This is a genomic window from Streptomyces pseudovenezuelae, from assembly GCF_001513955.1.
Taxonomy (GTDB): Bacteria; Actinomycetota; Actinomycetes; order Streptomycetales; family Streptomycetaceae; genus Streptomyces; species Streptomyces pseudovenezuelae.
In genome coordinates this window covers 201393-227123 of record NZ_KQ948153.1, presented here as the reverse complement: position 1 = coordinate 227123, position 25731 = coordinate 201393, and the positions used below count along the sequence as shown (strand labels likewise).

At 70.9% G+C, this 25731-nt stretch carries 24 protein-coding genes and 1 tRNA gene; 11 read left to right on the top strand and 14 right to left on the bottom strand.

What is annotated here, in order from left to right:
* Window positions 1–166: 166 nt before the first annotated feature.
* Window positions 167–3391 (top strand): S41 family peptidase, encoded by a 3225-nt coding sequence (locus AQI94_RS37730; RefSeq protein WP_031043859.1) that lies wholly within the window; start codon window positions 167–169, stop codon window positions 3389–3391.
* Between the two features lie 100 nt (window positions 3392–3491).
* Here the strand turns inward: AQI94_RS37730 and AQI94_RS37725 are convergent, their stop codons facing one another.
* The 4 genes from AQI94_RS37725 to AQI94_RS37710 all read right to left on the bottom strand — a co-directional run bounded on the left by AQI94_RS37725 (window position 3492) and on the right by AQI94_RS37710 (window position 7066).
* Entirely contained in the window at window positions 3492–3686 is a 195-nt protein-coding gene (locus tag AQI94_RS37725) for a hypothetical protein (protein WP_031043855.1), read from the bottom strand.
* Window positions 3687–3774: 88 nt separating this feature from the next.
* Entirely contained in the window at window positions 3775–4659 is an 885-nt protein-coding gene (locus AQI94_RS37720; protein WP_031043851.1) for an SDR family oxidoreductase, read from the bottom strand.
* Window positions 4656–5573: an alpha/beta fold hydrolase gene (locus tag AQI94_RS37715; protein ID WP_031043850.1), complete on the bottom strand. Its 918-nt coding sequence runs from the start codon at window positions 5571–5573 to the stop codon at window positions 4656–4658. The genes AQI94_RS37720 and AQI94_RS37715 overlap by 4 nt, the downstream gene beginning before the upstream one ends.
* Window positions 5570–7066 carry a flavin-containing monooxygenase gene (locus AQI94_RS37710; RefSeq protein ID WP_031043846.1) on the bottom strand — a complete coding sequence of 499 codons (1497 nt, stop codon included), beginning with the start codon at window positions 7064–7066 and terminating at the stop codon, window positions 5570–5572. The genes AQI94_RS37715 and AQI94_RS37710 overlap by 4 nt, the downstream gene beginning before the upstream one ends.
* A gap of 126 nt (window positions 7067–7192) precedes the next feature.
* Between AQI94_RS37710 and AQI94_RS37705 the strand changes: the two genes are divergently transcribed.
* Window positions 7193–7837, top strand: a complete 645-nt coding sequence (locus tag AQI94_RS37705) for a MerR family transcriptional regulator (RefSeq protein ID WP_031043845.1) — start codon at window positions 7193–7195, stop codon at window positions 7835–7837.
* On the opposite strand, the gene AQI94_RS37700 is transcribed toward AQI94_RS37705, so the two are convergent.
* On the bottom strand, window positions 7834–8637 hold the full coding sequence (locus AQI94_RS37700; protein ID WP_031043843.1) for an exodeoxyribonuclease III: 804 nt from the start codon (window positions 8635–8637) through the stop codon (window positions 7834–7836). The genes AQI94_RS37705 and AQI94_RS37700 overlap by 4 nt on opposite strands.
* Before the next feature lie 29 nt (window positions 8638–8666).
* Between AQI94_RS37700 and AQI94_RS37695 the strand changes: the two genes are divergently transcribed.
* Window positions 8667–9143: a GNAT family N-acetyltransferase gene (locus tag AQI94_RS37695; protein ID WP_031043838.1), complete on the top strand. Its 477-nt coding sequence runs from the start codon at window positions 8667–8669 to the stop codon at window positions 9141–9143.
* A gap of 60 nt (window positions 9144–9203) precedes the next feature.
* On the opposite strand, the gene AQI94_RS37690 is transcribed toward AQI94_RS37695, so the two are convergent.
* From AQI94_RS37690 to galU, 7 genes are all read right to left on the bottom strand, one after another.
* Window positions 9204–9277 (bottom strand) — tRNA-Ala (locus tag AQI94_RS37690).
* 89 nt (window positions 9278–9366) lie between these two features.
* Window positions 9367–10629: a divisome protein SepX/GlpR gene (gene sepX / locus AQI94_RS37685; protein ID WP_062230184.1), complete on the bottom strand. Its 1263-nt coding sequence runs from the start codon at window positions 10627–10629 to the stop codon at window positions 9367–9369.
* A 197-nt stretch (window positions 10630–10826) separates the two neighbouring features.
* On the bottom strand, window positions 10827–11465 hold the full coding sequence (locus tag AQI94_RS37680; RefSeq protein WP_078902859.1) for a GNAT family N-acetyltransferase: 639 nt from the start codon (window positions 11463–11465) through the stop codon (window positions 10827–10829).
* The gene (locus AQI94_RS37675) at window positions 11462–11968 is read right to left on the bottom strand and encodes a MogA/MoaB family molybdenum cofactor biosynthesis protein (protein ID WP_031053357.1); all 507 of its coding nucleotides are present in this window, start codon (window positions 11966–11968) and stop codon (window positions 11462–11464) included. The genes AQI94_RS37680 and AQI94_RS37675 overlap by 4 nt, the downstream gene beginning before the upstream one ends.
* Window positions 11965–12444: a cyclic pyranopterin monophosphate synthase MoaC gene (gene moaC / locus AQI94_RS37670; RefSeq protein WP_031053354.1), complete on the bottom strand. Its 480-nt coding sequence runs from the start codon at window positions 12442–12444 to the stop codon at window positions 11965–11967. The genes AQI94_RS37675 and moaC overlap by 4 nt, the downstream gene beginning before the upstream one ends.
* Window positions 12445–12506: 62 nt before the next feature.
* Complete coding sequence (gene glp / locus AQI94_RS37665) at window positions 12507–13829, bottom strand: molybdotransferase-like divisome protein Glp (RefSeq protein ID WP_062230182.1); 1323 nt, start codon at window positions 13827–13829, stop codon at window positions 12507–12509.
* A gap of 4 nt (window positions 13830–13833) precedes the next feature.
* The gene (gene galU, locus AQI94_RS37660; RefSeq protein ID WP_031049495.1) at window positions 13834–14736 is read right to left on the bottom strand and encodes a UTP--glucose-1-phosphate uridylyltransferase GalU; all 903 of its coding nucleotides are present in this window, start codon (window positions 14734–14736) and stop codon (window positions 13834–13836) included.
* A 92-nt stretch (window positions 14737–14828) separates the two neighbouring features.
* Between galU and AQI94_RS37655 the strand changes: the two genes are divergently transcribed.
* Complete coding sequence (locus tag AQI94_RS37655) at window positions 14829–15452, top strand: 5-formyltetrahydrofolate cyclo-ligase (protein ID WP_037943141.1); 624 nt, start codon at window positions 14829–14831, stop codon at window positions 15450–15452.
* A 43-nt stretch (window positions 15453–15495) separates the two neighbouring features.
* On the opposite strand, the gene AQI94_RS37650 is transcribed toward AQI94_RS37655, so the two are convergent.
* Window positions 15496–18330 (bottom strand): penicillin acylase family protein, encoded by a 2835-nt coding sequence (locus AQI94_RS37650; RefSeq protein WP_031049489.1) that lies wholly within the window; start codon window positions 18328–18330, stop codon window positions 15496–15498.
* Between the two features lie 241 nt (window positions 18331–18571).
* Between AQI94_RS37650 and AQI94_RS37645 the strand changes: the two genes are divergently transcribed.
* The 6 genes from AQI94_RS37645 to mscL all read left to right on the top strand — a co-directional run bounded on the left by AQI94_RS37645 (window position 18572) and on the right by mscL (window position 24174).
* A complete protein-coding gene (locus AQI94_RS37645) occupies window positions 18572–20107 on the top strand; it encodes a potassium/proton antiporter (RefSeq protein ID WP_031049486.1) in 1536 nt (511 codons plus the stop codon).
* Between the two features lie 198 nt (window positions 20108–20305).
* A complete protein-coding gene (locus tag AQI94_RS37640; protein WP_031049483.1) occupies window positions 20306–21574 on the top strand; it encodes an MFS transporter in 1269 nt (422 codons plus the stop codon).
* A gap of 67 nt (window positions 21575–21641) precedes the next feature.
* Complete coding sequence (locus tag AQI94_RS37635; RefSeq protein WP_031049481.1) at window positions 21642–21962, top strand: FmdB family zinc ribbon protein; 321 nt, start codon at window positions 21642–21644, stop codon at window positions 21960–21962.
* Between the two features lie 99 nt (window positions 21963–22061).
* Window positions 22062–22895, top strand: a complete 834-nt coding sequence (locus AQI94_RS37630; RefSeq protein ID WP_031049478.1) for an S-methyl-5'-thioadenosine phosphorylase — start codon at window positions 22062–22064, stop codon at window positions 22893–22895.
* Window positions 22896–23028: 133 nt separating this feature from the next.
* The gene (locus AQI94_RS37625; protein ID WP_062230228.1) at window positions 23029–23562 is read left to right on the top strand and encodes a CpaB family protein; all 534 of its coding nucleotides are present in this window, start codon (window positions 23029–23031) and stop codon (window positions 23560–23562) included.
* A gap of 138 nt (window positions 23563–23700) precedes the next feature.
* A complete protein-coding gene (gene mscL, locus AQI94_RS37620; RefSeq protein WP_031050707.1) occupies window positions 23701–24174 on the top strand; it encodes a large conductance mechanosensitive channel protein MscL in 474 nt (157 codons plus the stop codon).
* Between the two features lie 16 nt (window positions 24175–24190).
* Here mscL and AQI94_RS37615 read toward each other — a convergent pair whose 3' ends face one another.
* Window positions 24191–24373 (bottom strand): hypothetical protein, encoded by a 183-nt coding sequence (locus tag AQI94_RS37615; protein WP_031050706.1) that lies wholly within the window; start codon window positions 24371–24373, stop codon window positions 24191–24193.
* Between the two features lie 134 nt (window positions 24374–24507).
* Here AQI94_RS37615 and AQI94_RS37610 point away from each other — a divergent pair, with 134 nt between their 5' ends.
* Window positions 24508–25707, top strand: a complete 1200-nt coding sequence (locus AQI94_RS37610; protein WP_037943374.1) for a low temperature requirement protein A — start codon at window positions 24508–24510, stop codon at window positions 25705–25707.
* Window positions 25708–25731 lie beyond the last annotated feature (24 nt).

Genomic DNA, 25731 nt, shown 5'->3' with positions numbered 1-25731 from the left:
CCGGGACTTCGAACGACACCGTTTCGTACGACACGAATGTAGCGCATACCTCAGCGAAACGAAACTGTTTCGTTCGTGTCATGAGTCACCCCGGATCGCGAGGGGCCTCCGTCCGGGTGATTTTTCATAAGTTGCTCCGGTCCATCCCCCGGAAAAGCATGGGGAGGTGAGCTATCTGCGCCTTCCGCATCTGAGCGGCGACCTGTTGTGCTTCGTCGCCGAGGACGACCTCTGGCTGGCCCCTGTCGACGGTCCGGGCCGCGCCTGGCGTCTGACCGTCGACCGCACCAAGGTCGGCCATCCGCGCTTCTCGCCGGACGGCCGCCACATCGCGTACACGAGCTGGCGCAGTGTCGTGCCCGAGATCCACCTGGCCGACGTGGACGGCGGACCGGCCCGCCGGCTCACCTACTGGGGCTCCGCGGACACCCAGGTCTGCGGCTGGTCCGCCCAGGGCACCATCCTCGCCGTCGCCTCCCACGGCGAGCCCTTCTCCTACTTCACCTGGGCCTACAAGGTCCCCACCGACGGCTCCCCCGGCCGCAAGCTCCCCTGGGGCCCGGTCTCCGACATCCAGGTCGCCGACCGCAGGACCCTCCTGCTCACCGGCACCCCGCCGCACGAACCGGCCGCCTGGAAGCGCTACCGGGGAGGCGCCACGGGCCGGCTCTGGCTGCACGGCGAACGCCTGCTGCCCGACCTCGGCGGCCACCTCCACTCCCCCATGTTCGTCGGCGACCGGATCGCCTTCCTCTCCGACCACGAGGGCGTCGGCAACCTCTACTCCTGCGCCCACGACGGCTCCGACCTGCGCCGCCACACCGACCACGACGCCTTCTACGCCCGGCACGCCTCCAGCGACGGCACCCGGGTGGTGTACCAGTGCGGCGGCGACCTGTGGATCGTCGACGACCTCTCGGCCGAACCCCGCCGGCTCGACGTCCGGCTGAGCGGGCCGCGCGCGGGCCGCCGTCCGTACCAGGTGCCGGCCGCCCAGCACGTGGACGGCATCTCGGTCGACGAGACGGGCCGCGCGAGCGCCGTCGTGGTCCGCGGCAGCCTGTACTGGCTGACCCACCGGGACGGCCCCGCGCGCACGATCACGGACACCCCGGGGGTACGGGTCCGGCTCCCGGAGATGCTCGGTTCCGTCGGCCAGGTCGCCTGTGTGACGGACGCGCAGGGCGAGGACGCGGTCGAGATCGCGTATCTGCCCCGGGCGACCGGTGACCGCGAGCCGCGCCGGCTGGCCTCCGGCGAGCTGGGCCGGGTCCTGGAGCTGGTCTCGGACCCGAAGGGCGAACGGCTGGCCATCGCCTCGCACGACGGACGCCTGCTGCTCCTGGACGCGACGGAGGAGTCCAACGGGGAAGTCACCGAGCTGATCCGCTCCGTCAACGGCCCGGTCCGGGACCTCGCCTTCTCCCCGGACGGCACCTGGCTGACGTGGTCGCACCCCGGCATCGGCCGCTCCCTGCGCCAGATCAAGATGGCCCGCATCAAGGACCGTCTGATCGTCGACGTGACGAACGGCCGCTTCGAGGACGAGAACCCGGTCTTCACACGGGACGGCCGCTACCTGGCCTTCCTCTCCTGGCGGGGCTTCGACCCGGTGTACGACGTCCACACCGGCGACCTGTCCTTCCCGCTCGGCTGCCGGCCCTACCTGGTCCCGCTGTCCTCGGCGACCCCCTCCCCCTTCGCCCTGAACCCGGAGGGCCGCCCGGCCGCCGGCGGCCTGGACCCCATCGAGGACGCGAGCGGCGAGGGCGGCGACGGCGGCGCGGTGACCGTCGAACTCGAAGGCCTGGAGAGCCGGGTGACCCCGTTCCCCGTCCCGGCCTCCAAGTACTCCGCGCTGCACCCGGTCGCGGGCGGCGGCCTGGTCTGGCTGCGCTGGCCCATCTCGGGGGCCCTCGGCGAGACCTTCGTCAACCCGGACGACACCTCCGAGCGCCCCACCCTCGAACACTTCGCCATCAGCAAGGCGAAGAAGACCGAACTCGTCGAGCACCTCGACTGGTTCGCGGTCAGCGGCGACGGCACCCGGCTGGTCCTCGTGGACGAGGGCGACCTGCGCGCCACCCCGGCCACCGAGTCCGGCGACAGCGACTCGACCGTCTGGATCGACCTGCGCCGCATCCTCCACGAGGTCGACCCGGCCGCCGAGTGGCGCCAGGCCTACGAGGAGGCGGGCCGGCTGATCCGGGCGTACTTCTGGGAGCCGGGGATGTGCGGCATCGACTGGGACGCCGTCCTCGACCAGTACCGCCCGCTGCTCGAACGGGTCGCCTCCCCCGACGAGTTCGCCGACCTGCTGCGCGAGGTCCTCGGCGAACTGGGCACCTCCCACGCCTACGTCACCGCCGCCCGCCGCAACGAGGGCCCCCCGCACTACCAGCGCCGCCAGGGCCTGCTGGGCGCCAACTTCGTCCTCAGGGAGGGCGGTTGGACGGTCCGGCGGATCCTCCCCGGTGACTCCTCGGACTCCAAGGCCCGCTCCCCGCTGGCCGGCACGGGCATCCGCGAGGGCGCGGTCCTCACCCATGTGGACGGCCGCCCGGTCGACGAGGTCGCGGGCCCCTACCCCCTGCTCGCGGCGGCGGGCGGTACGACGGTGGAGCTGACGTTCACTCCGGCGGGGGGCGAGGGCCGCTCCCGCCGGGTGGCCGTGGTCCCCCTCCTCGACGAGAGACCGCTGCGCTACCAGGACTGGGTGGCCAAACGCCGGGCCGTCGTACGGGAGTTGAGCGGGGGGCGCTGCGGCTATCTGCACATCCCCGACATGGGCGGCTCCGGCTGGGCCCAGTTCAACCGGGACCTGCGCATGGAGGTCTCCCGCCCCGCCCTGATCGTCGACGTACGCGGCAACGCCGGCGGCCACATCAGCGAGCTGGTCGTGGAGAAACTGACCCGCACGATCCTCGGCTGGGACCTGACGAGAAACGCCCAGCCGGTGTCGTACGCCTCGAACGCCCCCCGTGGCCCGGTCGTGGCCCTCGCCGACGAGGCGACCTCCTCGGACGGCGACATGATCACGGCGGCCTTCAAACTCCTGGGGCTCGGCCCGGTGGTGGGTCAGCGCACCTGGGGCGGAGTGGTCGGCATGACCGGCCGCCACCAGCTCGGCGACGGCACGGTGATCACGGTTCCGATGAACGCCGCCTGGTTCGACGCGTACGGCTGGTCGATCGAGAACCAGGGCGTCGCACCGGACCTGGAGATCCTCCGCACCCCGCTGGACTGGGCGGAGGGCCGCCACGCCCAACTCGACGACGCGGTGCGGCTGGCGCTGGACCTGCTGGAGACGAACCCGCCGGCGACCCCGCCGGATTACACGAACGTACCGAACAGATCGCGACCGAAGCTGCCACCCAGAGGGGGTTTTTAGGGGCGCGGGGAACTGCGCGAGACCCCCCACCGGGCCGCACCCGACAACGCACAGGGTGCCCTCCCGAAATCGAGAGGGCACCCTGCACTTCGAGCACTGACTACATGTCGTAGTCGGGCTCCAGCCGCTCCTGCTCCTCGCGCTGGAGCCGCTCGGACTCCTCGTCCCGCATGCGCTCACTGTCCTGCTCGCCGCGGCGACCACGCTGGGCCTGCTCCCGGCCCTCCTGGGCCTTCTGCTTGGCCTGCTGCTGCCACTGCTCGGACTTGTCCTGGAACTGGTCCTTCATACCCATGTGGGTTCACTCCCGTGGGGGTGAGGGGAAGAGCCCCTGGCCGGGGCCTCGACCAGATTCACACGCCCGGACAAAGAACGCATTTCGATCAGTTACGGTGCGTAGCGCGAGCCTCCTCGTCCGCCGCCCCACCTGCACCGACGAGTCCCACCCGCATCCCCTCCAACCGCTGCCCGAACCGCCGCATCTCCCGCTGTCCGACGGTCCCGATGAGCCCCGGCAGATACCCGCGCATGCCCTGCATCCCGCGCAGCCACCCCTGCCCGTACACATGGCTGGAGCGCCGCTCGATCCCGGCCACGATCCGCTCGACGGCCGGCCCCAGCGGATACGTCTTGTTCGCCGGCCACGGCAGCCGCTGCCTGAGCTCGCGCATGACCTCGTCCTGGTCCGCCCCGCGCACCATGTCCGTGTCGGTCCACGACAGATACCCGACCCCGACCCGCACACCCCGGTGACCGACCTCGGCCCGCAGACTGTGCGCGAACGCCTCCACACCCGACTTGGAGGCGCAGTACGCGGTCATCATCGGCGCCGGCGTGATCGCGGCGAGCGAGGCGATCTGCAGCAGATACCCACGGCTCTCCATCAGCACCGGCAGGAACGCCCGCGCGGTGACGGCCGATCCGATGAGATTGACCTCGATCACCCGCCGCCACGCCTCCGGATCGGAGTCCACGAAGGGCCCGCCGGTCGCGACCCCGGCATTGGCGACCACGATGTCGACCTTCCCGAACCGCGCCTTGACCTCCTGCGCGACCTGGGCCATCGCCGCATGGTCGGTGACATCGGCGTACCAGTGGTCGCTGTCGCCGTGCAGCCGCCCGGAGAGCTCCTTCAGCGCGTCCGGCTCCAGGCCGACCAGCGCGACCTTCGCCCCGCGCGCCGACAGCTTGCGGGCGAGCAGCTCGCCCACGCCCCGCGCGGCCCCCGTGACGACCGCGACCTGCCCTTCGAGTCCGACCCTGCTCATGCGCCCTCCTTGACCTGGACGTACGTGGTGACGAGTTCCCGGATCCGCGCGCTGACCAGCTCGGGCGCCTCGACCGGTGTCATGTGGCCGAGCCCGGGCAGTTCGGTCACCCCGAGGCAGTTCGGCAGCGCGGCGGCCAACTGGTGGGCGTGCACGGGCGGGGTGAGCCGGTCGGCCGTACCGACGACGACGGCCGTCGGCACGGTGAGCTGCCGTACACCGTGATCGAGGTCGAGCAGATCGAGGACCTGCGACCAGGCGTACCGCACCTTGCGCGGACAGGCGTGCACGATCCGCGCGCACGCCTCCACCATGTGCGGGGCCGAACCGGGGCCCATCGTCCCGTACTTGAGGATCTTCCGGGCGAGCGGTGTGACCGGCCCGAGCGGCGCCCGCGCCCCGAGGACGTGCCGGGTCAGCCAGGTGCGCAGCCGCCCGGCCCGGATCGGTACGACGGTCGACTCGGCGACCAGCCGCGACGAACCGGTGCTGCACAGCAGCACGGCGGCCGCGTGCTCCCGGAACCGCGGGCGTCCCGCCGCCGCCATCACCGTCATCCCGCCCATGGAGTGACCGGCGATCACCGCCTTCTCGTGCGCCGCGAGGGTGGCCTCCAGCACGGCTTCGAGGTCGTCGGCGAGCCCGTCCGCACTGCACGCCGGGCTCGCCGGACTGCGTCCGTGACCGCGCTGGTCGTACGCGACGACCCGGTGGTCCACGGAGAGTTCACGGATCTGCGCGGCCCAGAAGGCGGTCGAGCAGGTCCAGCCGTGGGCGAGGACGACGGGGGGCGCGCCCTCGGGGCCGTGCACCTCCACGTGCAGGCGGGCACCGTCGGCGGAGACCACGGTGAGTTCGCGCGCCGGGGCGGGCGGGGCGTACGGACCGGAGAGGACATGCGTCGGACGGCTCATACGGTGGTCACCTCCGCGTGCGCCGGCACCCGCAGCACCTCGTACTCGGCGAGATCCACCCGCCGGGTCGCCCGCCGGAACTCGGTCGTCGTACCGGGCCAGATGGTGCTGTTGCGGCCGTTCGCGTCCAGGTACCAGCTGGTGCAGCCGCCGGTGTTCCACACCGTGCGCTTCATGCGCTCCTGCACCCGGTGGTTCCAGGCCGCAACCGCGGCGGGACGCGCGTCGAGGGCCGCCCGCCCGCCGAGGACGTCGAGCTGCCGCACGAAGTCGGCCAGGTAGTTCAACTGGGACTCGATCATGAGGATCATCGAGGAGTTGCCGAGCCCGGTGTTGGGCCCGATGACGGACAGCCAGTTGGGGAAGCCGGCGGCGGAGGCGCCCCGCAGCGCCTCCATCCCGCCCTTCCACGCCTCGGCGAGCGTCCGCCCGTCCGCGCCGACGACCCGGTCGGCGATCGGCATGTCGGTGACATGGAAGCCCGTGCCGAAGACGATCGCGTCGACCTCGGCCTCGGTGCCGTCGGCGGCGACGAGCTTCGACCCCTCGACGCGGCTGAGCCCGCTCGCGACCACGTCCACGTTGGGCTGGGCGAGCGCCGGGTAGTAGGTGCTGCTCAGCAGGATCCGCTTGCAGCCGATGCGGTAGTCGGGGGTGAGCTTGGCGCGCAGCGCCGGGTCCTTGATGGCACGGGCCATGTTCCGCTTGGCCAACTGCTCGACGGCGCCGAGCTCGTTGGGGCGCTTGGTGAACGCCTGGACCTGCAACTCCCTGATGCCCCACAGCAGTCCGCGCCGGACCTGGCTGGTGAAGGGCAGCTGCCGGTGCAGCCAGCGCTCGGCGCCGCTGATCTCCCGGTCCATGCGGGGCATCACCCAGGGCGGGGTGCGCTGGAACAGCGTGACGCTGCGGGCCAGCGGCTGGACGGCCGGCACGATCTGGATGGCCGAAGCGCCCGTGCCCACCATGGCGACCCGCTTGCCCCGCAGGTCGTAGTCGTGGTCCCAGCGGGCGGAATGGAAGACCTTGCCCGGGAAGGAGTCCAGCCCCGGGATCTCGGGAATCCTCGGATCGGACAGCGGCCCGGTGGCGGAGACGACGAGGTCGGCCGACAGCCTGCCACTGGCGGTCTCGATGTCCCACCGCAGCTTCTCACTGTCCCAGGTCATCCGCTTCACCTCGGAGTTGAGGCGGATGTGCGGGCGGAGCCGGAAGACGTCCGTCACATGCTCCAGATAGGCACGGATGTGCTCCTGCCCGGAGAAGGTGCGCGGCCAGTCGGGGTTGGGCGCGAAGGAGAACGAGTACAGATGGGACGGCACATCGCAGGCGCACCCCGGATAGCTGTTGTCCCGCCAGGTACCGCCCACACTGTCGGCCCGCTCCAGCACGACGAAGTCGGTGACACCCTCCCGCCGCAGCCGTACGGCGGCCCCCAGCCCACCGAACCCGGACCCGACCACCGCCACCCGCACATGCTCGTGTTCGGCCATGCCGATGCCTTCCCTGCCCGACTCTGCCAGTGAACACTGGCGCAATGGGAGAGTAGAACAGCTCCATACCGATGGGTAGGGGGCGGAAGAAGGAAAGTTACCGGCGGTACAACATAGGCTGCGGTCGTGACGGACAAGCGCGAATACCGCATGGAGGAACTGGCCCGCCTGGCCGGCATCACAGTGCGCACCCTGCGCTTCTACCGCGAACGCAAGCTCATCCCGCCCCCGCGCCGCGAGGGCCGCATCGCCTGGTACGACGACCACCACCTGGCCCGCCTGCGCACGATCGCGACGCTCCTGGAGCGCGGCCACACCCTCACCGGCATCGCGGAACTGGCGGAAGCCCTCGACCACGGCCGCGACGTCGCCGACGTCCTGGGCGTGACACCTCCCACCGAGGAGGAACCGGTCCGCCTCACCCCCGAGGAACTCGCCGCCCGCTTCGAGGGCGAGGTCACCCCCGAGAACCTCGCCGCCGCCTTGGACCTCGGCTACCTCGGCACCGACGGCGACGAGATCGTCCACATCAGCCGCCGCCTCCTGGACGTCTCCTCCGAACTGGTCCGCGAGGGCATCCCCCTCGGAGAGGTCCTGGCGGCCGGCAAACGCGTCCGCGAACACGTGGACGACCTCGCGGAGCTGTTCGCCGACCTGGTCCTGCGCCACGCAACCGAGCCCGACCTCCACCGCCTGCGCCCCCTGGCCCGGAGCGTGGTGGAGGCGGAGCTGTCCCTGGCGCTGGACCGACGGTTGCGGAAGCGGGACTAGAGGTCGTAGACGACCGTCACGGGCGCGTGGTCCGACCAGCGCTCGGCGTGTGTGGCGGCGCGCTCGACGTATCCCTTGAGGGCCTTGGCGGCGAGCCCCGGCGTGGAGACGTGGTAGTCGATGCGCCAACCGCTGTCGTTGTCGAACGCCCGCCCCCGGTACGACCACCACGAGTACGGCCCCGCCACGTCCGGATGCAGGGACCGTACGACGTCGACGTACCCGCCGTCGGTCTCGTCGAGGACCCGGCTCAGCCAGGCGCGCTCCTCCGGCAGGAAGCCGGAGCTCTTCTGGTTGGCGCGCCAGTTCTTGAGGTCGATCTGCTGGTGGGCGATGTTCCAGTCGCCGCAGACGACGACTTCGCGGCCGTCGGCGGCGGCGCGTACCCGCAGGTCCTTCAGGTGGGCGAGGAACTCGTCCATGAAGCGGACCTTCTCGTCCTGCCGCTCGGTGCCGACCTCGCCGGAGGGGAGGTACAGGGAGGCGACGGTGACGCCGGGCAGGTCGGCCTCGACGTAGCGTCCGCTGGTGTCGAACTCGGCCGAGCCGAAGCCGATCCGGACCCGGTCGGGCTCGCGGCGGGTGTAGAGGGAGACACCGGCGCGGCCCTTGGCGGCGGCGGGCGCGTGCACCACGTGCCAGCCCTCGGGAGCCCGGACGCTCTCGGGCAGCTGCTGCGGCTCGGCACGCACCTCCTGCAGGCAGAGCACGTCGGCGGAGGTGTCCGCGAGCCACTCCACGAAGCCCTTCTTCGCGGCGGCGCGCAGCCCGTTCACATTGGCGGAGGTCACAGTGAGCACCCCGGAACGATACCGGCACACTGGAGGGCATGATGATCCGCCGTGTCCCCTTCGACCACCCCGACGCCGTGAAGCTCAACGACCAGGTCCAGGCCGAGTACCACGTCCGCTACGGCGACGGCGGCGACGCCACCGAGCTGGCCCCGACCGACTTCGAGCACCCGAACGGCGTGTACCTGATCGCGTACGACGAGCGGGACAGCCCCGTCGCCACGGGCGGCTGGCGCGCCCAGGAAGCGAACGGCGAGGGCCACCTGGACGGCGACGCCGAGCTCAAGCGCATGTACGTGATCGAGGAGATGCGCGGCCGCGGTCTGGCCCGTCGCCTGCTGTCCGCCCTTGAGGACGACGCCCGCGCGGCCGGCCGCCTGCGCATGGTCCTGGAGACCGGCACCAAGCAGCCGGAGGCGATCGCCCTGTACACGTCCAGCGGCTACGAGCCCTGCGTGAAGTTCGGTTACTACCGCCACTACGAGGACAGCCGCTGCTACGCGAAGGCGCTGTGAGAGCGCCGTACACATGACAGAAGACCCGCTCCTGAATCAGGAGCGGGTCTTCATGATGCGTGGACCTGAGGGGATTCGAACCCCTGGCCCCCTCGATGCGAACGAGGTGCGCTACCGGACTGCGCCACAGGCCCTTGCAACGAGTGAAACTCTAGCATCCCCGTCCCGGTGCTTGGAAATCCGTTCCCGGCTGGTCAGGGCACGGCGAACCCGGCGCCGAAGCTCACTCGTTGGCCGCGCGCGGCCGTTCGCCTTCCTCGTACTGGTCGAAGAGCGGGGTGCGGCCGCGTTCGCGTGCCCGGCGGGCGGAGGCGGCGCGGCGGGCGTCGGTGCGTCCGTCCGCCGAGGGCCTGTCCTCCTCGTCGGCGGACGGCTCATCCGATCCCTCGTCCTCCGCGACGGGTGCCGTCTCGTGGCCGGTGTGCTCGGGGGCCGCGGTGCTGGACCGGGCCGAACTCCACGCGTCCGGGGCGCCGAGGTCCACGTCCGAGGTGGCCCGCGGGGCGACCGGCGCGGTCACGTATGTCGGCAGCGGCACCGGGACCGGGTCCCAGCTGTCCCCGTGCCCCGGCCTGCGCTGCCGTTCGCGCTGCTGGTCGACCCATTCGGCGTGGTCGGTCTGCTCGACGAGGGCGCGCCGGTCGGCGGCGAGTGCCGAGAGCCCGGGATCGGTCTCCGCTCCTCGTCCCTCGTCCGGTTCGTCGGCGTCCACGCCGGTGCTCACGGAGGCGCGCCTGCGCGGTTGGCGGGCCCGCTCGCGCAGGTGCTGGGCGGCGGCCTCGGCCCGGCGCCGGTCCATCTGGTAGGCGAAGCGGCGGCGTTCCTGGGAGCGCAGGTAGGCGATGTACCCGCTGAGCATCACCGCGGGGACGCCGGGCGCCCACAGGAAGGCGAGTCCTCCGACGGCGGCGACGATCGCGCCGAGGGTGAAGGCGAGGAAGAGCATCACCGTGGTACGCCGTCGGCGCGCGAGCACCTTCGTGCGCCGGGCGCGCGCTGCTGCCGCCTCCGCGGCGGCCGTGCGCCGGGCGGCGGACGCGGGTGTCTGCTTCCGCGTCGGGGCGCCGCCGTGTTCCGGCGCCGGCGCGTGCGTTTTCTCGCGCGCGGGGTCGCCGTGTCCTGCTTCCCGCTCGGCTTCCCGCGCGTGCTCACGCGTCGCCTCGCGGCGTTCCGAAGCCGGCGGCTGGACCGTCGCCTGGGTCTGCGGACGGGTCGGAGGCATGGCGAAGGCCCGGACGTCCACCGAGTCGGTGACGGCGTCCGGTTCGTCGGCGCCGCGCTCCCCCTCGTCGGTGGAGCGCGCGCGCAGGTCCTTGGCGTACCGACGCTCCATGCCCGCCCGTCCGGAGAGCAACCGGATGGCGGTGCTGAAGCGTTCCGTCGGACGGGCCTCGTTCAGCTCGTCCTGCCTACGGAGCCACATCGGCACCAAGTAGGCGGCCCAGGCCCCGACAATGACTGCGTAGATGAGGCCGCTGCTGCTCACGCCTCACACGGTAGAGGGGTTTGCGTGAGGCCATCTGCCAATTGCGCCGGTGTGTCGCACGATCTGGCTGATATTTCGAGCTTTTTTTGTGACCGATCCGATCAGCAGGCCGCCTCAGACGCGAATTCAATGCCCTGAGACGGTCATGCACCGATCATTTTCGAACACTTATTCAATTTCCGCGTTCCCTCGAACCTCTATGCGGGATTGTCGTGCGGCGTACTGCTGGAGCGTGCCCGCTGCCAGCGCCTGAGCAACCCCTCGGGCACCTCTTCCGCGGTGAGCGCGAACACGAGATGGTCCCTCCAGGCCCCGTCGATGTGGAGATAGCGCGGTCGCAGACCCTCCTCGCGGAATCCGAGTTTCTCCACCACCCGTCGGCTGGGCACGTTCTCGGGGCGAATGCAGACCTCGATGCGGTGCAGCCCGACCGTGCGGAAACAGTGGTCCACGACAAGGGCCACGGCGGTCGGCATCACCCCGCGCCCGGCCACCGACTGGTCCACCCAGTAGCCGACGTGTCCCGAGCACATCGAGCCCCAGGTGATCCCGGCGACCGTCAACTGCCCGACCAGCTGGCCCCGGTACTCGATGACGAAGGGCAGCATCCGCCCCGCGTTCGCCTCGGACCGCAGGTGCCGGACCATCTGGCGGTAGGTCGGCCGGTGCGCGATCGGGCCGCTCGGGGTGGGCGGCGGAATGGTCGCCTCCCAGGGGCGCAGCCAGTCCCGGTTGCGCCGGTTCACCTCGCGCCACACCCGCTGGTCACGCATCTTTATCGGCCTCAGGACGACATCGCCGTCCGCCAGTACGGCGGGCCAGGACGGGCTGTTCAGCTCGCACCCCCACTGCCGGCGCCGGGTCTGGGGTGGTCTCCGCCGCGGATCTGGTCGACGGCGTGGATCAACAGGGGCTCCAGGACGGCCAGTCCGTCCTTCACCCCGCCACTGGAACCCGGCAGGTTGACGATCAGCGTGTGTCCCGCCACTCCGGCCAGTCCCCGGGAGAGCGCGGCGGTCGGCACCTTGTCCCGTCCGAACGCCCGGACGGCCTCCGCGATGCCGGGCACCTCGTACTCGATCACCTCGCGGGTCGCCTCGGGGGTGCGGTCGGTGGGCGAGATGCCGGTGCCGCCGGTGGTGACGATGACGTCGTATCCGGCCGCGACGCCCGCACGCAGGGCGTCGCGGACCGGGTCGCCGTCGGGGACGACCTGCGGCCCCTCGACGGTGAAGCCGAAGCCGCCGAGTCCATGGGCGATCAGCGGGCCGCCCTTGTCCTCGTAGACCCCGGCGGCGGCTCGGTTGGAGGCGGTGACCACCAGAGCGCGGTACGTCATGCCCGGCTCCAGTCGCCCGACTTGCCGCCCGTCTTCTCCTCGACCCGTACGTCCGTGATGACCGCTCCCTTGTCGACCGCCTTGACCATGTCGATCACGGTGAGCGCGGCGACGGAGACCGCGGTGAGGGCCTCCATCTCGACGCCCGTGCGGTCCGTCGTCCTCACGGTGGCCAGGATCTCCACGGCGTCGTCCGCGACCGACAGATCCAGTGTCACACCGGACACCGACAACGGGTGGCACAGCGGAATCAGATCCGGGGTGCGTTTGGCGCCCATGATGCCCGCGATGCGCGCGGTGGCCAGGGCGTCGCCCTTGGGGACGCCCTCGCCGCGCAGCAGCTCGATCACTCGGGGCGACACGAGGACGCGTCCACTCGCGCGCGCGGTGCGTGCGGTGACGTCCTTGCCGGAGACATCGACCATGCGGGCGGCCCCCGCTTCGTCGATGTGCGTCAGTCGGTCCTGCGTACTCATGGTTGTGCGGCGCTCCCGGTCCGGCCTGTTGTGCGCGACACGGTACCGCCAACCAGGAGTGCTCAGCCGAGCAGGACCACTTCGACCTCGGCGCCGGGCTCGACGGACTCCACGTCCTCCGGTACGACGATCAGCGCGTCCGCCTGCGCGAGGGCGGCCACCAGGTGGGAGCCGGCGCCGCCGACCGGGGCGACCGAGCCGTCGGCGTAGGCGCCGCGCAGGAACTGCCGGCGTCCCTTGGGCGAGGTCAGCGCCTTCTTCGCGGTCAGGGTGGCCCGGGTCCGCGGCCGGTGCACGTCGTCGAGGCCCATGAGGGTGCGGATCGCGGGGCGGACGAACAGTTCGAAGGAGACGTACGACGACACCGGGTTGCCGGGCAGGGCGAGCAGCGGGGTGTGGTCGGGGCCGATGGTGCCGAAGCCCTGGGGCTTGCCGGGCTGCATGGCGAGCTTGCGGAAGTCGACCCCGCTGCCCGGCTCGTCCTCGTCGGCGACGGAGGACAGGGCCTCCTTGACGACGTCGTACGCCCCCACGCTCACGCCGCCGGTGGTGACCACGAGGTCGGCGCGGACGAGCTGGTCCTCGATGGTGGAGCGCAGGGTCTCGGCGTCGTCGGCGACGGCGCCCACCCGGTAGGCGATGGCGCCGGCGTCCCGGGCGGCCGCGGTGAGGGCGAAGCTGTTGGAGTCGTAGATCTGGCCGATGCCGAGACTCTCGTCGGGCTGGACCAGTTCGCTGCCGGTGGACATGACGACCACGCGCGGGCGCGGGCGCACGCGTACGGTGCCGCGGCCGATGGCGGCGAGGAGGGCGATCTGCGGGGGGCCGAGGACGGTGCCGGCGTCCAGGGCGCGGTCGCCGGCCCGGACGTCGCTGCCCTGGGCGCGCACATGCGCGCGTGCCTCGGCGGACCGGTACACGTGCACGTGCCCCTCGGCGCCCTCGGGGGCGAGGCTGCGGGCGCGCATCCCGCTGACCGGGCCCTCGCCGAGGCCTCCGTCGGTCCACTCGACGGGGACGACGGTCTCGGCGCCGGGCGGCAGCGGGGCGCCGGTCATGATGCGGGCGGCCTGCCCGGGACCGACGTGCAGCAGCTCGGCCTGGCCGGCCGCCACGTCCCCGACGACGTCCAGGACGGCCGGGAACTCCTCGCTCGCGCCCGCCACGTCCGCGACCCGTACCGCGTACCCGTCCATGGAGCTGTTGTCGAACGGGGGCAGGGACACCGGGACCGTGACGTCCTCGACCAGGACGCAGCCCTGGGCGTCGAGCAGTTGCAGCTCGATGGGTTCGAGGGGCCGGACGGTCGCGAGGATGTCCTCCAGGTGTTCGTCCACCGACCACAGATGGTCCTGGTCGGCGGGGCGGGGCGCGGCGCTGCTCAAATGCCTACATCTCCTCGGCTACGTAACTGCGAAGCCAGGTCCGGAAGTCCGGGCCCAGGTCTTCACGTTCGCACGCGAGTCTGACAATGGCACGCAGATAGTCGCCGCGGTCCCCGGTGTCATAGCGGCGGCCCTTGAAGACGACGCCGTGCACCGGGCCGCCGACCTTCTCGTCCTGTGCGAGCTGCTGGAGGGCGTCGGTCAGCTGGATCTCGTTGCCCCGGCCGGGCTCGGTCTTGCGGAGTATGTCGAAGATGTGCGGGTCGAGGACGTAGCGGCCGATGACCGCGTAGTTCGAGGGGGCGTCGGCGGCGTCCGGCTTCTCGACGAGGCCGCTGACCCTGACGACGTCGCTGTCCTCGGTCTCCTCGACGACGGCACAGCCGTAGAGGTGGATCTGCTCGGGCGCGACCTCCATCAGCGCGATCACGCTGCCGCCGTGCTGCTCCTGCACCTCGATCATCCGCTGGAGCAGGGGGTCGCGGGCGTCGATCAGGTCGTCGCCGAGGAGGACGGCGAAGGGCTCGTGGCCCACGTGGGGGGCCGCGCACAGGACCGCGTGGCCGAGGCCGCGGGGGTCGCCCTGGCGGACGTAGTGCATGGTGGCGAGGTCGCTGGACTCCTGGACCTTGGCGAGCCGGCTGCGGTCGCCCTTCTTCTGGAGGGCCGACTCGAGCTCGTAGTTGCGGTCGAAGTGGTCCTCCAGGGGGCGCTTGTTACGTCCCGTGATCATGAGGACGTCGTCGAGGCCCGCCGCGACGGCCTCCTCGACCACGTACTGGATCGCCGGCTTGTCGACCACCGGCAGCATCTCCTTGGGAGTGGCCTTGGTTGCCGGCAGGAAGCGGGTGCCGAGCCCGGCTGCCGGAATGACAGCCTTGCTGATCCGAGGGTGCGACTGAGTCATGTCCGCACCTTATCCGGTGCCTTTGCCTGGAATCTGTGGCTCCGGTTAATAAGCTCTTATATGAGCGTATTGAAAGGGTACGGGTGCAGACTTTGAGTCATGTCGGACGTCCCACGGAGCCTGACAAGCGAACATTGCGTCGAGCGTACCTGGCGGTGAGAAACAGGTTGACGGCCGATGACGTGCGGGAAGCGGCGTCCGCGCTGGCCGGCCGGGCCCTCGGACTGCCCGAGCTGGCGGGTGCGCGCACGGTGGCGGCGTACGTCTCCGTGGGCAGCGAGCCCGGCACGCTCGCGCTCCTGGACGCGCTGCGCGAGCGGGGCGTGCGGGTGCTGCTCCCGGCGCTGCTGCCGGACAACGACCTGGACTGGGGCGCCTACACCGGCGAGGGCTCGCTCGCGCGCGTCCAGCACGGCGGAAAGATGGCCCTTTTCGAGCCGTCCGGCGAGCGTCTGGGCCCGGACGCCGTGACCGGCGCCGACGTCGTGCTGCTGCCCGGCCTCGCGGTGGACGGGCGCGGGATGCGCCTGGGGCGCGGCGGGGGGTCGTACGACCGGGTGCTCGCGCGCCTGGAGAGCGCGGGCGCACGACCGGCGCTCGTGGTGCTCCTCTACGACTCCGAGGTCGTCGCGCATGTCCCGGAGGAGGAGCACGACCGCCCGGTGCACGCGGTGGTGACACCGTCGGGCGTGCGCCGCTTCCCGGACCCGGAATGAGAAAGGGCCCTCCACACGCGTGTGGAGGGCCCTTTCTTCGGACTTACGGTTTCAGGACCAGGCTGTCGGTCGTGCTCTTGTCGACGGCCTCGTCCGAGAAGGACCAGTCCAGCAGTTCGCCCTTGACCCACTTGCCGGTCTGGTCGGTGTAGTGCGCGCTGTAGGCGTGCCCGGAGGCTCCGGTGAGGTTGATCCACTTCGACTTGTCGAGGTCGCCGAGGTTGACCACCATGCGCATCGACGGCACCCAGACGACGCCGTAGCCGCCCGCGGCGTTCCAGCCGGTGGCGTTGACCGTCGCCTCGCCGCCGCTGAGCTTCCAGGGGCCGCGGTTGAGCATGTACTGGAGGAAGCCGGGGCCCTCCAGGCCCATGGTCTGGTTCTTCAGGAACAGGCGGTGCAGCCGGCCCCAGCTCCAGGTGTCGATGTCCTTGCCGAGCTTGGCGGTCAGCTCCCAGCGGGCGTCGATCATGGCGCGCTTGAACAGTCCGTCGCGGTCGGTGGCCGCGGGGCGGTCGCCGACGCCCTTCGGGGTCTTCCACCAGTCGCTGTTCTCGTCGTCCATGAGCTTGCGCACGACCTCGAACCAGCGGTCACCGCCGTCGGGCTGCGCCTGGTCGGCATCGCGCTGGCCGCACTCGCGGACCTTGTCGGTCTGGTCGGCGGGCCCGGTGGTGTTGACCGGGTCCACCCACAGGCACTGGCCCTTGACCCGAAGCTCCTTGGGCAGCTTGTTGCCGAAGGCGAGCTTGAGGATGTTGCGCCACACCGCGTTGAAGTAGGCGGCCGCGGCCGAGTCGGCGTCCTGGGTGTAGTCCCAGCCCTCCAGGAGCTCCTGCGCCTGACGGACTTCCTTGTCCTCGACGTCGATCTTCAGCAGCTTGGGCACCAGCAGCTTGGCGATCTCGCTGCTGTTGTCGAGCTGCATCTGGCGCATGTCGTCGGTGGAGATCTTGCCGCCGCCCTTGATCTTCTGCTCGATCAGGTCGGTGATGCGCTGGCTGCGGGTGCCGTAGCCCCAGTCCGTGGTGAGCGTGTAGGGGTACTTGTCCTTGTCGATCACGGCCTGGTTCGCGGTGACGATGTAGCCGCGCTCCGGGTTGTACTCGTAGGGCAGCTCGTCCTGCTCGATGTACTTGCCGGTCCAGGCGTACTTGGGGTCCCAGCCCGGGGCCGGGATGGCGCCGGTGTCGCCCTTGGCGCGGATCGGGATGCGGCCGGGCAGCGTGTAGCCGATGTTCTCGGCGTCGGCGTAGACGAGGTTCTGCGAGGGCACGTCGAACAGGGCCGCCGCCTCGCGGAACTCGCTCCAGTTCGACGCCTTGTCCATCGCGAACACGGCGTCCATGGAGGTGCCCGGGTCGAGCGCGGTCCAGCGCAGGGCGACGCCGTAGCCGTCGCCGCGGTCGGGGGCCGCGTTGTCGACGGTGGCCTTCTTGCCGACCTTCACGAGCTCGTCGTAGCGGTCGGAGAGCAGGGGGCCGTTGTTCGTCTCGCGGACGACGATCTTCTTGGACGCGCCGCCGGCGACCTTGATGGTCTCCTCGCGCGTGGTGAAGGGCTTGGTCCTGCCGTCGTAGAGGTAGCCGTCGCCGGAGAGCTTCTCCAGGTAGAGGTCGGTGACGTCGACACCGGAGTTCGTCATGCCCCAGGCGATCTTCGCGTTGTGGCCGATGACCACGCCGGGCATGCCCGCGAAGGTGTAGCCGGAGACGTCGTACTGGCACTTGCTGGAGACGGACCGGCAGTGCAGGCCCATCTGGTACCAGACGGACGGCAGCGAGGCGGACAGGTGCGGGTCGTTGGCGAGCAGGGGCGCGCCGGTGATGGTGTGCGAGCCCGCGACGACCCAGGAGTTCGAGCCGATGCCCTGGCCGTTGACGCCGACGGCCGTGGGGACGTCGTCCAGGACGTTGTAGAGGCCCGAGAGCTGGCTCTGCAGGGCCGAGGCGGTCGAGGACGAGGCCGAGGTCGAGGCCGAGGTGCCCGTCGCGGTGCCCCCCGTGGACGTCCCGGTGCCGCCGGTGGAGGTGCCGGTGCCGCCCGTGGACGTTCCGGTGCCGGACAGGCCGTTCTCCTGCGAGCTGCCGTTCTGCTCGAAGGTCTGGGTCAGCTCGTTGTACTGGCCCTCCTGGACGATCGCCTGGTTGCGGCTGTACGGGTACTCCGGGTACAGGTCGGCGATCTGCTTCGGGCCGAGGCGGCTGGTCATCAGGGCGCGGTCGATCTCGTCCTGCATGTTGCCGCGCAGGTCCCAGGCCATCGCCTTCAGCCACGCCACCGAGTCGACCGGGGTCCACTTCTCGGGCTTGTAGTCGTTCTCGAAGCCGAGCGCCGCGTACTCCAGGGAGATGTCCTTGCCGTTCTTGCCCTGGAGGTAGGCATTGACTCCCTTGGCGTAGGCCTGGAGGTACTTCTTGGTGGAGGCCGACAGCTTGGTGTCGTACTCCTTCTTCGCCACCCGGTCCCAGCCCAGCGTGCGCAGGAACTCGTCGTCGTCGACCTGGCCCTTGCCGAACATCTCCGACAGGCGCCCGGAGGTCATGTGCCGGCGCACGTCCATCTCGTAGAACCGGTCCTGCGCCTGGACGTAGCCCTGGGCCATGAACAGGTCCGCGTCGGAGGAGGCGTAGATCTGCGGGATGCCGTAACTGTCGCGCTTGACGTCCACGGGGCCCGAGAGGCCGTCGAGCTCGATCGAGCCCTTGGTCTGCGGGAAGGACGCGCGGACCGTGCTCACCGACCAGTACCCGCCGTAGGCGACGGCGCCCACGAGGGCCAGGACGAGCACGAGAACGATCAGGCGGGCTCTGCGCCCCTTCTTCCTGCCGGACTTGCCGGGCTGCTGACCCGATGAGGCGGTGGTGGTGGGGGGCATCGCTGTCCTTGCTGTCCTAACGCGAGCGGCAGGGCGGGCTGTGCTTTTGACTGAGCGCTGGAGCAACCATAGGCGCAGGGCTCAGGCGGACTTGACGCGGAGTGGGGAACGAACGCGGACGAGCGTTCGATCTTGCCTCGCGAAGCGTCAAGAAATCGTCAAGAGTTAGGTAAGGTAACGAAGTACTTGGATGTGCGGCGTCATCGCTTCATGTCCTATGTACGTGACTCACGCGCGCGTGATGCGGGTGAGCCAGGGAAGGGAACGGCCGCTGACTGTCCACCATCTCAACCAGCTCCTGCTCGTCTGCTCGCTCGTCCTGCTCGTCGCCGTGGCCGCGGTCCGGATCTCCTCGCGCAGCGGGCTCCCCAGCCTGCTCGTGTACCTGGGGATCGGCATCGCCATGGGCCAGGACGGCATCGGCGACATCCACTTCGACAACGCCGAACTGACCCAGGTCATCGGGTACGCGGCCCTGGTCGTGATCCTGGCCGAGGGCGGGCTCGGCACGAAGTGGAAGGAGATCAAGCCGGCCCTGCCGGCCGCCACCGTGCTGGCGCTGGTCGGGGTCGCGGTGAGCGTCGGGGTCACGGCGACGGCCGCGCACTACCTGATCGGGCTGGAGTGGCGCCAGGCCCTCATCATCGGCGCGGTCGTCTCCTCGACGGACGCGGCGGCGGTCTTCTCGGTGCTGCGCAAGATCCCCCTGCCCGCGCGCGTGACGGGCACGCTGGAGGCGGAGTCCGGCTTCAACGACGCCCCGGTGGTCATCCTGGTGGTCGCCTTCTCCCAGACCGGACCGGTCGAGCACTGGTACACGCTGATCGCCGAGATAACCCTTGAACTGGCCATCGGCGCCGCCCTCGGCATCGCGGTGGGCTGGCTGGGCTCCTGGGGCCTCAGGCACGTCGCCCTGCCCGCCTCCGGCCTCTATCCGATCGCGGTCATGGCGATCGCCGTCACCGCGTACGCGGCGGGCGCGCTGGCGCACGGCAGCGGGTTCCTCGCCGTCTATCTCGCCTCCATGGCGATGGGCAACGCAAAGCTGCCGCACTGGCCCGCCACCCGCGGTTTCGCCGACGGGCTCGGCTGGATCGCCCAGATCGGCATGTTCGTCCTGCTCGGCCTGCTGGTCACCCCGCACGAGCTGGGCGACGACGTGCTGCCCGGGCTCGTCATAGGGCTGGTGCTGACCATGGTGGCGCGACCGCTGAGCGTCGTGCTGTGCCTGACGCCGTTCCGGGTGCCGTGGCAGGAGCAGACGCTCATGTCCTGGGCCGGACTGCGCGGCGCCGTGCCCATCATCCTGGCGACGATCCCCATGGTCAGCGGGGTCGAGGGCAGCCGTCGCGTCTTCAACATCGTCTTCGTCCTGGTCGTCGTCTACACCCTCGTCCAGGGTCCGACCCTGCCCTGGCTGGCCCGCACCCTGCGCCTGGGCGGCGACTCCGAGGCAGCCGACCTCGGGATCGAGTCGGCGCCCCTGGAGCGGCTGCGCGGCCACCTGCTGTCCGTCGCGATTCCCGAGGGGTCCCGGATGCACGGTGTCGAGGTCAACGAGCTGCGGCTGCCGGCCGGGGCCGCGGTCACCCTCGTCGTCCGCGAGGAAAAATCGTTCGTTCCGCTGCCCACGACCGTGCTGCGGCGCGGGGACGAACTGCTCGTGGTCACCACCGACCCGGTCCGCGACGCCGCCGAACGACGGCTGCGCGCGGTCGGCCACGGCGGAAAGCTGGCCGACTGGCTGGGCACGGGCGGCGCCGACGGCGCACGTTAAGGGTGTGTTACGCGCCCCCTGTACGATGAGGGCTGACCCCTGATCGAACCAACTCTGCCTGACGCAGAGCTGGCGCGACCGTATGGCGGCCGGGACATCCCTGAGAGTGGTCTTCGGCATCTACCGCAGTCCGCGCAAGAGGACAGCTCTCGGCGCCCCCGCACAGGCGCGCTACCAGGCGGCAGAAAGGCACGGGCCGTGGCATCCACGGTCACCTCCTCCCGCCCGGGATACGGACAGTTGCTGCGTACCCGCGGCGCCTGGACGTTCCTGCTCCCCGGCTTCGCGGCCCGCCAGCCGTTCGCGATGCTCACCCTCTCCCTCGTGCTGCTCGTGCAGCACACCACCGGCTCGTACGGCGCGGCCGGCGCCGTCGCGGCCGTCACCGGTGTCTCCATGGCGCTGTTCGCGCCCTACAGCGGCCGTCTCGCGGACCGCCACGGTCAGCGCGCCGTGCTGATCCCCGGCGTCCTGGTGCACACCCTGGCGGGCCTGTCCCTGACGGCCCTCGCCCTCACGCACGCGCCCCTGTGGGCGCTGTTCGTCGCGGCCGTGCCCACCGGCGCCTCGGTGCCGCAGATCGGGCCCATGGTGCGCGCCCGCTGGGGCGTCAAGCTCCAGGACTCGCCCCTGATGACCACGGCGGCCGCCTTCGAGTCCGTCACGGACGAGCTGACCTTCGTGTTCGGTCCGCTGCTGGCCACCGCCCTGTGCACCGCCGTCCACCCCGCCGCGGGGCTGCTCACGGAGGCGTCGCTGACGCTGCTGGGCGGCCTGCTGTTCGCCGCGCAGAAGAGCACCCAGCCGACGGTCGCCGCGGCCGACGGGCACGCACGCGTGGAGCACACCTCGGCTCTGCGCGTCCCCGGGGTGCGCGTCCTGATCGTGACGTTCCTCGGCATCGGTGCCGTCTTCGGCGGCATGCAGGTCTCCCTGGCCGCGTTCAGCGAGTCGATCGGCGAGCCCGGCCTGAACGGTGTCCTGTACGGCGTCTTCGCCGCGGGCAACATGATCTCCGGCCTGGTCTGCGGTGCCATCGCCTGGAAGGTGGCCCCCCAGCGCCGCCTGCTCGTCGGCTACGGCGCCCTCGCGCTGACGGCCTCCGGACTGTGGGCCGCGCACTCGGTGCTGGTCCTGGCAGGCCTCGGCCTGCTGGTCGGCATGTGCATCGCGCCCACGCTGATCACCGGCTACACCCTGGTCGAGAACCTGGTCCCGGCCGGCGCCCGCACCGAGGCCTTCACCTGGCTGACCGGAGCGGTGGCGCTCGGCCAGGCGGCCGCCGTCACGATCGCCGGGCAGCTGGAGGACCGCTTCTGGGGCGGCGCCGGGTTCCTGGTGCCGATGGGTGGCACGCTGCTCGCCCTGGCGACTCTCGTGGCGCTGCGTTCCCGCCTCGCGACACGGCCCCGCGGCCGGACCGTCGCGCGTGGCGTCGGTCACCGAGTGCCGGTGGCAGTGGACTGATTCTCAGGAATACGTCACTATGGACCATCGTTAGCACTCATTGAGTGAGAGTGCCAGGAGGAAGACAGTGCCCACCTACCAGTACCAGTGCACCGAGTGCGGCGAGGGCCTCGAGGCGGTGCAGAAGTTCACCGACGACGCTCTGACCGAGTGCCCGAACTGCCAGGGCCGCCTCAAGAAGGTGTTCTCGGCGGTCGGCATCGTCTTCAAGGGCTCCGGCTTCTACCGCAACGACAGCCGCGGCTCCTCGTCGAGCAGCTCGCCGGCGTCGTCGCCCTCGAAGCCGTCGACGTCCACCTCGTCGTCCGAGTCGAAGTCGTCCTCCTCGGACTCGAAGTCGTCGAGCTCGGGGACCTCGTCCTCGTCCAGCAGCAGCTCCGCCGCATAGGTCTCACTTTCCGGAACCCTGTCGTCCCAGGACGGCGGGGTTCTCGGTGTTCCCCGAGCCGGTCGCCGCGGGTTTTCGGGGCCGGATACTGTGCTGTTCATGGCGAACGCAGAGATCGGCGTAATCGGCGGTTCGGGCTTCTACTCGTTCCTCGAGGACGTGACCGAGGTCCAGGTGGACACCCCCTACGGTCCGCCCAGCGACTCCCTCTTCCTCGGCGAGGTCGCCGGCCGGCGGGTCGCCTTCCTGCCCCGGCACGGACGCGGCCACCATCTGCCGCCCCACCGGATCAACTACCGGGCCAATCTGTGGGCACTCCGGTCCGTGGGCGCACGGCAGGTCCTCGGACCGTGCGCCGTGGGCGGACTGCGCCCCGAGTACGGGCCGGGCACGCTCCTCGTGCCGGACCAGCTGGTCGACCGTACGAAGTCCCGGGCGGGGACGTACTTCGACGGGCTGCCGCTGCCGGACGGCGACGTGCCCAACGTGGTGCACGTGTCCCTGGCCGACCCGTACTGCCCCGTCGGCCGGGCGGCCGCGCTGAAGGCGGCCCGCGGCCGGGACTGGGAGCCGGTGGACGGCGGCACGCTGGTCGTGGTCGAGGGGCCGCGGTTCTCGACCCGCGCCGAGTCGCTGTGGCACCAGGCGCAGGGCTGGTCGGTGGTGGGCATGACCGGCCATCCCGAGGCGGCCCTCGCCCGTGAACTGGAGCTCTGCTACACGTCGTTGACCCTGGTCACCGACCTCGACGCGGGTGCCGAGACCGGTGAGGGCGTCTCGCACGACGAGGTGCTGCGGGTGTTCGCGGCGAACGTGGACCGGCTGCGGGGTGTCCTGTTCGACGCGGTGGCGGCGCTGCCCGCGGACGGGGAGCGGGACTGTCTGTGCGTGAACGCGCTGGGCGGGATGGACCCGGGGTTCGAACTGCCCTAGCAGGGGCGGAAGTTCTCGTTCGGGTGAAGGAGTTCTCCACAACCGGCCGGTAGTCCACCGGCCCCGGCGGGATGCGGCGCGAAGCCTCATCGTGGCAGCGCAAGCCGATGTCTCCTCGCTGGTGGTGGTCCTCATGTCCTTCGCTCCGTCCCCCTCTCCCCTCGTTCCGTGCCCGCCCGGCACCGACGCTCCCCCGACCTGCGAGGTCCCGCACTTCGCCCCGGTGCGGGTGCGCGGCGGGCAGCAGGTGCGGCGGCTCGTACGGCACCGGAGGCGTGCCGTGGCTCTCGGTCTGGCCGTCACCGCGGCCGCGCTGGTGGCGGCGGCCCCGCGGGGCGACGACGGGGCGCGGGGGCATCCGGCACCGCGGTCCGTGCGCGAGCACCGGGCCGTGCAGAGGGTGTCGGCGCCGGTGCGGATCGCCGACTCCGCGACGGTCCGGCTGCTGCGGCCCGGGGACCGGGTGGACGTCATCGCCGCCGAGGAGTCGGCGCCGGGCGGGAACGCCAGGGTGGTCGCGCGCGGGGCGCGGGTGACGAAGGTGCCGGATCCGCCGGCCGGGGCGACCGAGGACGGGGCACTGGTCGTGCTCTCGGTGCCGCGGTCGACGGCGGCCCGTCTCGCGGGCGCGAGCGCGACGGCACGGCTGGCGGTGACGCTGTGTTGAGCGGTGCGGCCCCTGAGTTGCGGGGATCCGTGTCAAGTCCACCTTTCGAGCTACCCAATTGGACAGGGTCACCTCGCGTTGACGTAGGTTGCGGAGCTGTTTGTTCCACAACATGCGCGTGCGAGAAGAGGCCTCAGGGTGAGCGAGAAGAAGCCGAGCGTCTGGGAGGGCTTCAAGGCCTTCCTGATGCGCGGGAACGTCGTCGATCTGGCTGTCGCGGTGGTCATCGGTGCCGCCTTCACCAACATCGTCAACTCGGTGGTGAAGGGCATCATCAACCCGCTGGTCGGGGCGATCGGCACGAAGAACCTCGACAGCTACAGCTCGTGTCTCCAGGACCCGTGCAAGGTCTCGGCGGACGGCACCGTGGTGAGCGGCATCCCGATCAGGTGGGGCTCGGTCCTCGGCGCCACGCTCACCTTCGTGATCACCGCGGCCGTCGTCTACTTCCTGATGGTCCTGCCGATGTCGAAGTACCTGGCCCGCATGGAGGCCCGCCGCAAGGCGAAGGAGAGCACCCACGAGGTCATCGAGGTGACCGAGCTGGAGGTCCTCAAGGAGATCCGCGACGCCCTGGTCGCCCAGCGGGGCTCGGGCCACGACGGGCGCTAGCGCTCCTCGCTCAGAGTCAGAGGTGGTGGGGCGGCTTCTCGTCGAGGAAGCGCTTCAGGTCGGCCGCGCTGTCGCCGTCGGCGCGCGGCCGGTCGCCCCAGCCGCGGTCGGTGTCGTCCGAGGACTGCTGGTCCAGTGGATCGTCGAAGACCAGCGCGGGCTTCGGCTCGCGGGGCTCGGGGCGGGGGGTGCTGCTCATGGCTCCAGGGTACGGCCCTGCCGGGCGGCCACCGTGGGAGCGGCCACCCGCGCCGGCTCCGGCCCGGCCTCCCCTTCTGTCGCCGGTGACCGGTCCGCAAGCGTTTCCCGACGGTTTCTGCTGTGCTTGGCCCCATGACGTCCAGTTCCACACGCAGTCCACTGCGCAGACTCACCGCCCGCGGCCGGGACGAGGCCCACAGGGTCGCCTCGCCGCTGGAGCTCCTCTTCGACCTGTGCTTCGTCGTGGCCATCGCCCAGGCGGGCGTGGCCCTGGTGCACGCGGTCGCCGAGGGGCACGCCGGCGAGGGGATCCTCAACTACGCGATGGTCTTCTTCGCCATCTGGTGGGCGTGGATGAACTTCACGTGGTTCGCCTCGGCTTACGACAACGACGACGCGCTCTACCGGGTCGTCACCCTGATCCAGATCGCCGGCGTTCTGGTGCTGGCGGCCGGGGTGTCCCGGGCGTTCGAGGACCACGAGTTCCTGGCCGTGTGGCTGGGCTATGTGATCATGCGGCTGGCGCTGATCGCGCAGTGGCTGCGGGTGGCGCGTTCGAGCGAGGGCCCGGAGCGGACCATGGCCCTGCGCTACGTGTTCGGCGTGCTGCTGTGCCAGGTCGGCTGGCTGGGACTGCTGGTGCTGCCCGAGGGCGGACGGGCCTGGGTCTTCCTCGTGATGGCGGTGCTGGAGATGTGTGTGCCGCCCTTCGCCGAGAAGGACCATCCGACGTCGTGGCATCCGCACCACATCGCGGAGCGGTACGGGCTGTTCACGATCATCGTGCTCGGCGAGACCATCGCCGCCGCGACGGTGGCCGTGAAGACCGGCATCGACGAGCACGACGCGCTGGGCGAGCTGCTGCCGATCGCCGCGGGCGGACTGCTGATCATCTTCGCCGCCTGGTGGATCTACTTCGTCGTGCCCATCCACGGCCATCTGCGCTCCAGCAAGCAGGCGTTCCTGTGGGGTTACGGCCACTATCTGGTGTTCGCCCCGGCCGCCGCCATCGGGGCGGGTCTGGAGGTGGCCGTGGAGCAGGCCGTCGGCAAGGCGCACATCTCGACCCTGGCCGCGTCCGCCGCGGTGACCCTGCCGACCTCGCTCTACCTGCTCACCGTCTGGCTCCTGCACTCGCGGTACTTCAAGGTGGGCATCGCCCAGCAACTGGTGCTGCCGGTCACGGCGTTGCTGGTCATCTGCTGCACCTTCCTGGGCGACTGGGCGGTGCTCGCGGCGGGCATCGTGGCGGCGCTGGCCGTGGTGACGGGGACGACGCTGACCGCGAAGACGGTGGCACGGGAGCGCGGGGAGCCGGTTCGGGCGGCGTGATCGCGTGACCTCGGCGGGTCGCGG